This window comes from Bergeyella cardium, from assembly GCF_009914665.1.
In the GTDB taxonomy this organism is placed as follows: Bacteria; Bacteroidota; Bacteroidia; order Flavobacteriales; family Weeksellaceae; genus Bergeyella_A; species Bergeyella_A cardium.
Window position 1 is genome coordinate 710,182 of the sequence record NZ_CP029149.1, and the last position, 12,858, is coordinate 723,039.

Below are 12,858 nucleotides of genomic sequence, written 5' to 3' on the forward strand. Positions count from 1 at the left end.
GCATTTAGCTTCCTTCGTGCTACGGAAGGTACCTTTTGTGTTGCGGAAGGTACCTTTTGCGTTGCGGGAGGTGCCTTTTGTGCTACGGGCGGAGGGATAAGGCCTCCAGTAGCTGCGCTACAATCTCCTGTGTGGCTTTTGGCTTTGCAAAGAGGGAGAGATTGCGAGACATCTGCTCCCTTAGGCTTTGATTGTTGCAAATTTCGGATAAAGTTTGCCAAAATACAGCCTCCATTTGAGAATCTTTTACCATTCGGGCGGCATTTTTTTCCACAAGAGCCATTGCATTCTTGGTCTGATGATCCTCTGCGGCAAACGGAAAAGGTACCAGCAAGATAGGCTTGCCCGCTATGGCAAGCTCTGAGATGGCAATAGCCCCCGCTCGAGAGACAATGACATCCGCAGCGGAATATGCAAGCGCCATATCTGAGATAAACTCACGCACTTGTATGTTTTCAGTCGCCAGATTTTGTGAAATGATGTGCTGGTAATCGGTTTTGCCCGTCTGCCAAATCAATTGGATTCCCTGCTCGTTGATTTGAGGGATGAGTTTTTCCCAAGCATTATTCAGCGTGCGAGACCCCAAAGACCCTCCTACCGAAAGTATTGTGAGCTTGTTCTTATCTAACCCCAATTTCTCCTTTGCAGAAGCCGTGCTTTCTAAACCAGAAAGGACATTCTCACGGATAGGATTACCGAGGAAATAGACTTGAGTATGTGGAAAAAAATGCTGCATATCTGGGTAGGCAGTGAAAACCCCACGAGCCCTTTTGGAGAGGAAAATATTGGTCTTTCCAGGGAGAGAGTTCTGCTCTTGAATGAAAATAGGCACTCCAAGCGTAGAAGCAATATATAAAGCCGGCGCAGAGGCAAAGCCACCCGTACCGACCGCGAAATCTGGCTTAAAACGCTTGATAATCCTCCGCGCCTTCCATAAACTGGAAATAAGCTTGAACGGCAAAGAGATATTTTTGAGGAGATTGCCTCTATCAAAGCCCGCGATACTAAGACCTTCTATCTTAAAGCCCGCTTGTGGGACTTTTTCCATTTCCATTTTGCCATTTGCACCGATGAAGAGGAATTCTGCCTCTGGGAAACGCCTTTTGAGCTCCTGAGCTATGGCTATAGCAGGGAATATATGCCCTCCTGTACCTCCACCACTGATGAGTATTTTCATATTGGGTTTGTATTATTAATCCTTAAACTACGCTATATCGTTTATCTCTTCTATATCTTGTTTCTTACGGAGCCCTTCCTCATCCATTACCTGAATCTGATCGCTCACACTGAGAACCAGCCCCAACTGTATATAAGTAACCAGCATAGAAGACCCCCCGTAGCTTATAAGTGGAAGCGGCTGACCCGTAACTGGGATTAAATTTACCGCAACCGCTATATTAACGGCAATTTGAACGAAAATCATTATCCCGATTGAAAAGACGAGCAGCGTACCAAAGAAGCGATCTATCTTGTTTGCTATCATCACGATTCTCAAAAGCATAATGAAGTAAAGAAATATAAGAAAAATAGCCCCCAAGAGGCCGTACTCCTCAACAATAATAGCGAATATAAAGTCTGATGCCGATTGTGGGAGCATTTGTTTCAGGGCACTTTTGCCTGGCCCCATACCCGTAAGCCCACCGTGAACGATTGCTGCTTTTGCTTGATCTACTTGGTAGGTTTTTGTCTTCATCGCTTCATCTTCTACCTCATTATTTTGAGTTTTTGAAGAGGTAAAGGTTTCTATACGGCTCATCCAAGTATGAATACGAGAACCTCCGAGCCAATTCGTATTAAGAGCTACTAAAATGAATAAAGTCCCTGCTACAAGAGCTGAAGCCATAAAGCCTCCGATATAGCTCCACTTCATTTGCCCTACAACTAAGACCGCAAGCGAAACGAGGAGTATCATCAGTGCCGTAGAGCCATTGTCTTTTGCTACTAAAAGAAAAACAAGCATAATAGTACCAAATACCCCCAGCCATATTTCCCAAGGTTTTCGCTCTCGCCCTATGTCTTTTGTAAGAAAACGGCAGAGGTAGATAATAAGCATTAAGTAAGCAAATGTAGAAGGCTGGAAAGATATTGAAATGATGGGTATTTTCACCCAACGGGCTGCGGAAGCTCCATCAATGGTTTGCCCACTAAAGGTAGCCCAAACTATTGCCCCTATGGAAGCAACGAGAAATAAAACGCTCAGCTTTCCTATATAATGATACTTTATAATGGACATTACTCTCATCGTGAGAAGCCCAAAAATAATAAAGCCTATATGCTTGGCTATATGCCCAAGTGTAGTACCATTATTGACGATATACTCAAGGTTTGAGCTTGCTGAATATACAGGGAATATGGAGAGTATAGAAATCAGGATAACAACCCCCCAAAGGATTTTATCTCCTTTTAGCAGTTCTTTTTTTGTTTTTAGAGGCGTGTAATCATTCATTGGTTGTATTCCTTATTTGGCTTTTAATATTTCATCTTTAAATTGCTTCCCTCGGTCTTCATAGCTTTTGAAGAGATCATAGCTGGCACAGCAGGGAGATAGGAGTACGGTATCACCAGATTGGGCGAGGGATTTACAAGTTTCCACACATTCTGAGATACTTGCCGTACTGTAAATTCGTTCTACTTTATCTTTAAAGAAATCTATAATCTTTGAGTTATCTACTCCCATACAAACGATGGCTTTTACTTTTTCTTTCACCAAATCTTGTACTTCTGTATAGTCATTTCCCTTATCGGTACCGCCAACAATCCAAATGGTAGGGCGGGTCATACTTTCTAATGCATAATATGCCGCATTTACATTGGTAGCTTTGCTGTCGTTTATATAATCTACCCCATCGATTTCTGCAACAAACTCCAATCTGTGCTCAACAGGCTGGAAGCTCATCAGAGATTCCCTAAGGCTCTCATTACTTATATTTAATAGTTTAGCAACTAATGAAGCCGCGAGGCTGTTTGCCACATTGTGCATCCCTACAAGGCTCAGCTCTTTTACCTCTATCGAGAAAGGAGAGGCAAGTGATATTTCTAATCGGCCATCTCGGAGAGAAGCTCCTTCATCAAGATTTTCTTTTAGGGAAAATGGAATCTTATGAGCACGAAGAGGTAAATCTTTTAAGAGACGAGTACTCATTTCATCATCTTGATTATAGATAAAGAAGTCTTGTGGCTCTTGGTTTTGGGCAATTTTAAACTTTGCCAAAGCATATTCTTCGTACTGATAGTTATATTGATCAAGATGATCGGGAGATAGATTGAGAAGCAAGGAAATATACGGACTGAAGTTCTGAACATCATCAAGCTGGAAGGAACTTACTTCAAGGACGAAGTAATCATAATTCTCATCGGCTACTTGTTTTGCAAAGCTCGTCCCAATATTCCCACCGAGCCCTGCATTGAGCCCTGCATTTTTAAGGATATGATAGATAAGCGAGGTAGTCGTTGTCTTCCCATTACTCCCTGTAATTGCAATAATTTTAGCCTCCGTAAATGCTGAGGCAAATTCTATCTCTGATGACAAACGAATCCCTTTCTGTTTTACTTTCTGAACGATTTCTGATTTTTTAGGAATCCCTGGTGATTTTATTACCCAGTCTGCCGAGAGAACTCGCTCCTCTGTATGGCAACCTTCCTCAAAGGGTATATTATGCTCCGTAAGGCGATTTTTATATTCCTCACGAATCATCCCTTTATCTGAAAGGAAGACTTCAAATCCCTTTTTCTTTGCGAGATATGCTGCCCCAAAGCCACTCTCTCCTCCACCTAATATTACTACTTTCATTGTTTTTAAGTTTTATACCTCTCCTCCTATCTAATCTTCAAAGTTATCAAACATATAATAGCCAATAGAATTCCTATAATAATCATTCTATTCACGATTTTACTTTCGTGATAGCCCTCCTTCTGATAATGATGATGAAGGGGAGACATCTTGAAAAGCCTATTGTTCTGAGCATATTCCAGACCGTATTTCTTTTTCCTGTATTTGAATACAAGCACTTGAAGCACTACCGAGAGGTTCTCTACAAGGAAAATCCCACAAAGCACGGGGATAAGCAGCTCTTTCCGGAGGATAATGGCAAGAACCGCGATAACTCCTCCGAGCATAAGGCTCCCCGTATCTCCCATAAAGACCTGCGCAGGATAGGTATTGTACCAGAAAAAGCCAATAACAGCGCCCACCATTGCAATGGCGAAGATGGTAGTCTCTCCCATATTGGGCAGGAACATTATATTGAGATAATCGGCAAAAATGATATTCCCCGAAAGGTAAGCAAAGAATGCCAAAGCAAGGAGAATGATGGCGCTGGTCCCTGCCGCAAGCCCATCAATTCCATCCGTAATGTTGGCACCGTTAGACACTGCGGTTACAATAAAAATCACAATGGGGATAAAGACCGCCCAAGAGTATGTCTCTGCATCCTCATCGCTCATCCAAAAAAGAATCTTGCTATAATCAAATTCATTGTTCTTCACAAAAGGCACAGTAGAAACCACTGCTTTTTCAGGTGGGGCAAACTTCTGCTCTACTGCCTTATTTGGATATTGAGCTGCATCGGTGTATTGTCTTTTTACCAAAACCTCTGGGCTACAATACATCACTACCCCAACAATAAGCCCAAGACCTACCTGACCTACGATTTTAAATTTCCCACTTAGCCCATCTTTATTCTTTTTTACCTTTTTCAGATAGTCATCTATAAAACCAATAATCCCCATCCATAGAACGGAGATGATTAAGAGCAGGATGTAAATATTTAAGAATTTAGTAAAAAGCAAGACAGGGATAAGCGCAGAGACAATAATGATAAGCCCTCCCATAGTAGGCGTACCTTCTTTCTGCTTCTGTCCATCGAGCCCCAAGTCTCTCACCAGCTCTCCCATCTGTTTTCTCCTGAGATATACGATGATTTTCTTCCCATACACCAGCCCTATAAATAGAGACATCAGTACCGCCATGCCCGCACGAAAAGAAATATACCGAAACAGATTAAGCCCTGGTATATACACGCCATTTGCGGTGAGGTATTCATATAAATAATATAACATAATGCGTATTGTCTTATTCTAATTGTCGCTTATTCTTTTATATTCTTGATTTTTTAGGCTTCCCATAAGACTTTCTCAGCCCGTGGCTACAAAAATAAGACATATAGCGACGAGAATAAAGTTTTTCGCGTAGTTTATTAGAATTTTAATTTCTCCTTTCACCTTAGGGATATTTTTCCTCATCCACATCACATTTTTTGATTGACAATTTGAAACATATACTTTAAACCCTCATACAGAATAAGATAGACTTTTCTATTCCAAGTATATTTGAATTTAGTCTAACAATCGGGCAATACAAAGCATAACCAGCTTATCTGGGCAGAACGCAGATAACATACCTTTATTGGGTATTCATCAGGGAAGAGTGATATTCTTTCAATTTATCCTGCATTAGATTTTTAAGAGATTCAAGGCTTACACCTTGATTTTGGACAAGGAATACGATGGGTGTATTATAATTAGAGAGATGCTGCCACATTTTTAGAACTCTTGACTTATCTCTCTGCCTATCAATATAGATATTAGGGCTTTTTACCTCTACGATAAGCCTATCATTATCTCCGAAAAAGGAAGGTAGCTCAGAGATTTTTACAACTTCCTCCCAAGGAATGAGACCATATTCAGAGCTCATTATTCCTCGCTCATTAAGAGAGAGTCTTCTCGGCTGGCGCTCGCCAAGTATCTTTTTTAATGAGGAAATAAGGTAAATAATAAAAGGCAGGTGAAGGGTGAGGAAAATAAGACCTTCGAGAAACGCAGATAAATACCATATAACAAAAATAGCAAACCAATAGAGTCGATACATTAGGATAACCCAGATAAAAAACAAACCAAAACTCTTAGCAAGGTGTCTCAGTAGCTTTTTTAGATAGAACAGGGAGCTTCCATTGAGGATAAGCTCTTGGCCGGAATATATCTTTTTATCATCCATAGGGTACAGAGAATTAGGAATATAGTGCTATGCCTTCTAAAAGCTGAAAACCTTTCTATCCAGCACCTGAGAGAGTAGAATCAGTAGGAGACCGTCTTGCACAATCTTCTTTTCTTTTATGACAATCAGCATTATAGGAAGGGCGTAGTAGGATAAGGGATTATTGGTTTTAAGCATTTACTTTCCCATTAGCTGAAGGAGTTCAGTGATGATTTCTCTATCATCAAAATGATGCCTTACGCATTTGATCTCTTGGTAGGTCTCGTGCCCCTTACCGGCAACGAGGATAATGTCCTTAGGCTCGGCAAATTTAATCGCCATTTTAATTGCTTCCTTGCGGTCGGCAATCACAGTATACTTGCTGAAATGCTGAGGCGCAATGCCCGCCTCTATATCCTTAATGATTTGGAGGGGCTCCTCATCTCTCGGGTTATCAGAAGTGAGGATGGAGAGGGTAGCCTTCTGGGTAGCGATGCTTCCCATCTGGGGTCTCTTACCGTGGTCGCGATTGCCCCCGCATCCGAAGACACAGATAAGGCGTTCGTTCTTGGTTCGGGTTTCATTAATGCTCTCGAGAATGTTTTCCAGAGCGTCTGGCGTATGGGCATAATCTACGATGAAAATAATACCTGTAGCAGATGTAATGACTTCAAACCTGCCATTTACTCTTCGTAGCTGAGACATTGCACGAAGTATATCTACCTGCTCGAAACCCAGCTCAGAAGCTACGGCAAATACGAGGAGGAGATTGCTAACATTAAACTTGCCTGTGAGAGCCGTCCAGAACTCTTGTCCATTAAAATTAAGGAGCATCCCTTCAAAGCTGTATTCAAGGCAACGAGCAGAATAGTCCGCAAGGGTTCGCGTAGCGTATGTCCTTCGTTTTGCCTTTGTATTTTGAAGCATTACAAGCCCATTCTTATCATCTATATTGGTAATGGCAACTGCCTCAGGGGAGAGGTTATCAAAGAAAGATTTCTTGGTATAGAGATAGTCTTCAAAGGTTTTATGATAATCTAAATGGTCACGAGTAATATTCGTAAAGCCAGCTATCTTGAAATTTAATCCTTCCGTCCTAGACTGGTGGATACCGTGAGAACTTACTTCCATAAATGCGTATTCGCAGCCGCTATCTACCGCCTCTGCCATTATTCTATTGATACTGATAATATCGGGTGTGGTATGGGTGGAGGGATAGACCTTGCTCCCAATCCTATATTCCACAGTAGAGATAAGAGCTGTCTTGAAACCTAAGAGATTAAAGGTCTCTGACAAGAGAGTAGTAGCAGAGGTTTTGCCATTAGTCCCCGTAATACCGACAAGTGTAATCTTCTCCGATGGATTGCCGTAGAAATTAGAAGCAAGCGCCCCAAGAGCTTTTACAGTATTCTTCACCTTGATGTAAGCTACCTCATCTCTTAAATCGGCTGGAAGGGTTTCGCAGACTACTGCTACAGCTCCTGCATCGAGTGCTTTATCTACAAACTGATGCCCATCAGTAGCCACTCCTTTTACCGCAATGTATAAGCCACCTGGCTGAATCTTTCGGCTATCGAAATTTAGATTTGATATATCTCTATTGAGCTCACCTACACCTTCCAGAATAGGGAGTTTATGTATTAAGTCTTGTAAATTCATCGGTTTATCTTTTAAGTTAAGTAAGTTATATAGTATTCTTTCTGGCTTAATTCTCAGACCATTTTGATTTTATTCTCATTAATATTGATTTCCTTTAAAGTCTGATAGTATAAAGCCTTTATCTTATTGAGCAAGGGTTAAATAAATCCTCTGGTCTTTTTTAATGACTGTACCTGCTTTTGGGAATTGCTCCTTAATCCGCCCTACGCCTTTATACTGCACTCTGTAGCCTTGGTTTTCAAGCTGGGGAATCACCTCCACCCCTGAGAGCCCTTGCACATTAGGCATTACACCGTTTTTCACAGAAACTTTTGCTGGTTTTGAGAGTAACTTATTGAGATCTGCTTTCTTCTCCTTTAACAGTTCTTTCTCTATGTTTTGAGGGGTTTTCAGGAAGGTTTTCCCTGCTATTTCCTTAAATACAGGAGCTGCTACCGTCCCTCCATAATACCCGATAGAGGTGTCTGGCTGGTCAATCATCACATAGCAGGTATATTTCGGTTTATCGGAAGGATAAAAGCCTGCAAAAGAAGCTCGGTATTTCATAGAACCTGCAATCCAGTATTCAAATCGGGCTGTTCCTGTCTTACCTGCCATTTTGAGGTTGGGAGTAAAGATACTTTTTGCAGTACCTTTTTCCACAGCTTTGGTAAGGGCATCGGTCATCATCTTAATCGCTTTTTCGGAAGCCATACTTTTAACCAAGACTTCTGGCTCAGCGGTATAGATTACCTTACCGTCTTTCATTATTTTATCTATGAAGAGGGGTTTTAGCATCTTCCCACCATTGGCAATACCGTTATAAAAAGTAGCCAGCTGGAGGATATTAAAGTTCGTTGAATAACCATAAGAGATAGATGCCAGAGTGGCTTTATTCCAGCGCTTATGGTCTGGAGTAATAATCTTAGGCTTGGTTACACCTGGGAGTTCCAGTTCCATTTTATCAAACATCTTCCATCTTTTAAGATGATTGAAGAATACCTGCGGCTCATCTGCATAGAATTTTGTAATGAGCTTTGCCGTACCTACATTGCTCGATTTTGCGAGTACATCGCTGATTTCATAAACACCCCCACCGTGCCCATCGGTGATTCTCTGTTTGGCATATTCCCAAACGCCATTTCCTACATCTACGGTAGTGTTTTCATCAATAAACCCATCATCCATAGCCGCCAAAAGGGAAATGGTCTTAAAGGTAGAGCCAGGCTCTATACCATCTTTCAGAGCGTAGTTATAAGAATCTACATATTCTCCTCTTTCGTTCTTTTTGAGATTGACCATTGCGCGGACTTTCCCTGTCTCTACTTCCATAAGAATCACAGTACCATGGTCGGCATTGTATTTCACCAACTGCTTTTGAAGCGCCGAGCTAACGATATCCTGTATCCTAAGGTCTATGGTAATATAAACATCGTTACCATCTATGGGCTCTTTGATTTTCCAATAATCAATCGGTTTCCATTGTATTGAATTTACTCTCTGCTCGAGACGTTTGCCATCCGTACCCGAAAGATGTTTAGAAAAGGCTGCTTCCAAGCCAGACTTCCCTCGCTCATCATCCATACCGATGGTTCCTCTACCGATTTCCACCGTTGAGAGCTCCCTTGTATATCGTCTGTCTACAATAAAGCCTCCTTTATTTTTACCTTTCTTAAAAATCGGGAACTTTCGGATTCTATCATATTGGTCATAATCCAACCCCCGCACGAGGGAGTAGTATTGATTTCCCTTCTTCTTCTGTGTATCGAGCTTAGTACGGAAGTAGCTCTTCGGTTTATTAAACATCACCGAGAGAGAATCGGTAAGGCTGGATATATTGTTCTGATACAGCGTATCTCTTATCGTCTTAAAATCTATATAAATATCATAGCGCATTACGGTAGTTGCCAAGATAGAACCATCGGAAGCATAAAGATTCCCCCGCGCTGCTTTCAGGGTAGCTTCGCGGTAGTTTTTTCGGACAATTTCCTGCTGTATCTCCTCTACATTAGTGGTTTGAATAAATAAAATACGGACAACAAAAAAGATAAACAATAGAGCAACCACCGCTACAAAAGCATAAGCCCAGTATAGGGTTCTCTTTCGTTTGAGTTCAAATTCCGTACTACTTTTTGCCATTGGTGCTGTCTATTTTTATCAATAATTTATGGGGATGTTTTTCCAGAGGGAAGAGCGAATCTTTCTCCATTTCTTTTCCGAGTTCGGATTCCATTTTCACTTTTATCAAACGGCTTTGGGCATATGCGTTGCGAGATTTATATTCTTCTACCTGCTCTTTGAGCTGGTTCACCTGCTTTATTTTATTGCTCGCCATATGGCTGAGATAGATGGTAATAAAGACCAATACAGATAGAAACAAGAAGTATTTATAGTTTGCCCGAATCTCCTCAAGGTGGAGGAAGTTCCCCTTTATAATATCCTTAAAGGTAAGTTTCTTTCGCTCTCTATGTTTTTTTCTCTTTGCCAAAATTTCAAACTTTAATTGTTGATTAAACTGCTCCTACCTTTATTCCTATCCGCATTTTTGCGCTTCTCGCTCTTGAGTTTTGTTCTATCTCCTCATCAGTAGGGACAATTGCTTTGGATTGTAGAAGCTCAAAAGCCTTCTGATAATTTCCATAAATATCTCTTTCGGGTTCGCCTTCAAACTTACCATTTTTCAGGAATCTCTTGACCAGCCTATCTTCTAATGAATGATAAGAGATTACGACCATTCTCCCCTCAGGTTTTAATACTCTGTGCGCCTGTACCAGCATTTCTTTTAGTGCTTCCAGTTCCTCATTCACCTCTATCCGTATCGCCTGGAAGACCTGTGCAAAGAACTTATTCTGCTTATGCGGAGGTATGAAACCGAAGAGTTCTTTTAAGTCTTTCGTGCTATGTATCGGCTTGGTTTTCCGCTGATGAACCACCTCTCTCGCGAGCTTTCTCGCCTCCCTAAGCTCTCCATAATAGTAGAAAATATCGGCTAGCTTTTCCTCTTCATATTCGTTGATAACCGCTCGTGCATCCAACCCCTGAAGCATATTCATACGCATATCCAAAGGTGCATCGGAACGCGTAGAGAAGCCTCTTTCTGCTTCATCAAACTGATGAGAAGATACCCCTAAATCTGCCAGCACACCACTGACCTCCCTTACGCCATACATCAAAAGTGAGTTTTCCAAGAACCTGAAGTTTTGATTAATCAAGGTAAACCTCTCGTCATCTATGGCATTATTGAGCGCATCCAAATCCTGGTCAAAGGAAAACAGCCTGCCCTTAGTCGAAAGCCTCCCTAGAATCTCCCTAGAATGCCCACCACCCCCAAAAGTACAATCTACATACACGCCATCTGGGTCGGTTACCAGCTCATCTACACTCCTTTTGAGTAGCACAGGATTATGATACATCTCTATCTTTTTTTTCGGGTACAAATGTAGCATTTTTCGCGTACTAAGCCTTAAGCAATACGGAATTTTGAACAGCTTCCAAAAGGATGAAAATTCACCTCTATAAGTTATTGATTTCCAAAACCCACAGAGAAGGTAAAAAAACTGACTGCCTTTTTCAAAAACTGACTGCCTTTTTCAAAAAACTGACTGCGTTTTTTCAAAAACTGACTGTGTTTTTTTAGAGGCTGACTGCCTTTTTAAAAAATGCGACTTTCATCTCTCCAAAAATTGACTTCAATCCAAAAAAAAATTGAGTAGGTTTGTTTCTCCTCCATCCGTACAGAAAAGCAGATGCAGGCTACGGTATATTTCTATCTTATTTCGTACTTTTGCGTCTCAGTTAGACAGGTCTATGATTTTTAAAACTAAAAAGGAAAAAAAATTCAACTATATAGAGGAAGGCGAGGGACATCCTTTAGTATTGCTACACGGACTGATGGGCGGGCTTAGCAATTTTGATAAAATGGTGGATTTCTTTTCTGCAAGAGGCTACAAAGTCCTCGTACCTCAATTACCGATTTACGACTTACCCGTTCTCAATACCAACCTTAGCGCCATAGCAAAGTATGTGGCGAAATTTATCGATGAGCATATCGGCACACCTGTAACCATTGTAGGAAACTCTATGGGTGGGCATATCGGGCTTATACTGACCATAAACAGACCCGAATTAGTAAAAAATCTTGTACTAACAGGAAGCTCTGGGCTTTACGAAAGGACTTTTGGCGACAGCTTCCCAAGAAAAGGAGATAAGGAATACATCAAACGAAAAACTCAGGATGTTTTTTATGATCCATCCGTAGCTACCGATGAGCTGGTAGATGAAGTTTTTGCCGTAGTAAATGACAGAATGAAAGGCATAAAGACCGTAATGCTCGCAAGAAGCGCCATAAAACACAATATGCTGAAAGACTTACCTAATATAAAATGCCCTACCTGCATCATCTGGGGCAAGCAGGATAATGTAACCCCTCCCGATGTGGCAGAAGATATGCACAAGTACATCCCCAACTCTGAGCTATACTGGATAGACCAGTGCGGGCACGCCGCTATGATGGAAAAACCCGATGAGTTTAATGAAATACTCTACCGCTGGCTGAGTAAAATATCTGCTTAGTAGCTTTAAATAAAGGTATAACCATTAATTTTATCCAAATGATGATTAAGTCTGCTGAGTTTGTAAAAAGTAGTAGCAAATGGCAGGAATGCCCAGAGCCTACCCTCCCTGAATATGCCTTTATCGGGCGGTCTAATGTGGGGAAATCCTCCCTCATCAATGCAATGATGAACAAGAAAGACCTGGCAAAAACCTCTCAGACACCTGGGAAAACGCAGCTGATTAATCACTTCCTTATCAATGAGGACTGGTACCTGACCGACCTGCCTGGCTATGGATACGCCAAAGTCTCCAAAACCCAGAGAAAAGATTTTGAAAAACTCATCTCCAACTATATCCTTAATCGAAGAAACCTCGTCAATCTATTCATATTAGTAGACTCTCGTCATACGCCTCAGAAGATAGACCTTGAATTTATGGAATGGTGTGGAGAGAGCGGAGTGCCATTCTCCATTATCTTTACAAAGACCGATAAGCTCAAGCCCAATGCAATCCTGAAAAATGTAGAAATCTATAAGCAAAAACTATTGGAAAGCTGGGAAGAGCTCCCCGAAATCTTCGCCACCTCAGCAGAAAAGAAAGAAGGTTGCGATGAAGTTCTCAGCACCATAACACAGACCAACCTCTACCTAAGAGAGAATAAAGTAGATTTCTCTAAGAATTAAAATCCTGAAAAA

The 12,858-nt window shown here is 41.3% G+C and carries 12 protein-coding genes; 2 read left to right on the plus strand and 10 right to left on the minus strand.

The window, feature by feature from the left end; all coding sequences use genetic code 11:
- Nucleotides 1–82: 82 nt before the first annotated feature.
- The 10 genes from murG to rsmH form a co-directional block, all read right to left on the minus strand.
- Complete coding sequence (gene murG, locus DBX24_RS03215; RefSeq protein ID WP_120488410.1) at nt 83–1,177, minus strand: undecaprenyldiphospho-muramoylpentapeptide beta-N-acetylglucosaminyltransferase; 1,095 nt, start codon at nt 1,175–1,177, stop codon at nt 83–85.
- A 27-nt stretch (nt 1,178–1,204) separates the two neighbouring features.
- The gene (locus DBX24_RS03220; RefSeq protein WP_160223969.1) at nt 1,205–2,446 is read right to left on the minus strand and encodes an FtsW/RodA/SpoVE family cell cycle protein; all 1,242 of its coding nucleotides are present in this window, start codon (nt 2,444–2,446) and stop codon (nt 1,205–1,207) included.
- Nucleotides 2,447–2,458: 12 nt separating this feature from the next.
- Nucleotides 2,459–3,790 carry a UDP-N-acetylmuramoyl-L-alanine--D-glutamate ligase gene (gene murD / locus DBX24_RS03225; protein ID WP_160223970.1) on the minus strand — a complete coding sequence of 444 codons (1,332 nt, stop codon included), beginning with the start codon at nt 3,788–3,790 and terminating at the stop codon, nt 2,459–2,461.
- 26 nt (nt 3,791–3,816) lie between these two features.
- A complete protein-coding gene (mraY, locus tag DBX24_RS03230; RefSeq protein WP_120488407.1) occupies nt 3,817–5,058 on the minus strand; it encodes a phospho-N-acetylmuramoyl-pentapeptide-transferase in 1,242 nt (413 codons plus the stop codon).
- A 343-nt stretch (nt 5,059–5,401) separates the two neighbouring features.
- Nucleotides 5,402–5,992: a hypothetical protein gene (locus DBX24_RS03235; RefSeq protein ID WP_160223971.1), complete on the minus strand. Its 591-nt coding sequence runs from the start codon at nt 5,990–5,992 to the stop codon at nt 5,402–5,404.
- A 36-nt stretch (nt 5,993–6,028) separates the two neighbouring features.
- On the minus strand, nt 6,029–6,169 hold the full coding sequence (locus tag DBX24_RS03240; protein WP_160223972.1) for a hypothetical protein: 141 nt from the start codon (nt 6,167–6,169) through the stop codon (nt 6,029–6,031).
- Complete coding sequence (locus DBX24_RS03245; RefSeq protein WP_160223973.1) at nt 6,170–7,630, minus strand: UDP-N-acetylmuramoyl-L-alanyl-D-glutamate--2,6-diaminopimelate ligase; 1,461 nt, start codon at nt 7,628–7,630, stop codon at nt 6,170–6,172.
- 123 nt (nt 7,631–7,753) lie between these two features.
- Entirely contained in the window at nt 7,754–9,748 is a 1,995-nt protein-coding gene (locus tag DBX24_RS03250) for a PASTA domain-containing penicillin-binding protein (RefSeq protein WP_160223974.1), read from the minus strand.
- Nucleotides 9,735–10,097 (minus strand): FtsL-like putative cell division protein, encoded by a 363-nt coding sequence (locus DBX24_RS03255; RefSeq protein ID WP_120488403.1) that lies wholly within the window; start codon nt 10,095–10,097, stop codon nt 9,735–9,737. The genes DBX24_RS03250 and DBX24_RS03255 overlap by 14 nt, the downstream gene beginning before the upstream one ends.
- Nucleotides 10,098–10,119: 22 nt before the next feature.
- Entirely contained in the window at nt 10,120–11,022 is a 903-nt protein-coding gene (gene rsmH, locus DBX24_RS03260) for a 16S rRNA (cytosine(1402)-N(4))-methyltransferase RsmH (RefSeq protein ID WP_160224691.1), read from the minus strand.
- A 394-nt stretch (nt 11,023–11,416) separates the two neighbouring features.
- Between rsmH and DBX24_RS03265 the strand changes: the two genes are divergently transcribed.
- Complete coding sequence (locus tag DBX24_RS03265) at nt 11,417–12,181, plus strand: alpha/beta fold hydrolase (protein WP_120488401.1); 765 nt, start codon at nt 11,417–11,419, stop codon at nt 12,179–12,181.
- Between the two features lie 38 nt (nt 12,182–12,219).
- Nucleotides 12,220–12,846, plus strand: a complete 627-nt coding sequence (gene yihA / locus DBX24_RS03270; protein WP_160223975.1) for a ribosome biogenesis GTP-binding protein YihA/YsxC — start codon at nt 12,220–12,222, stop codon at nt 12,844–12,846.
- The last annotated feature ends 12 nt before the right edge of the window (nt 12,847–12,858 follow it).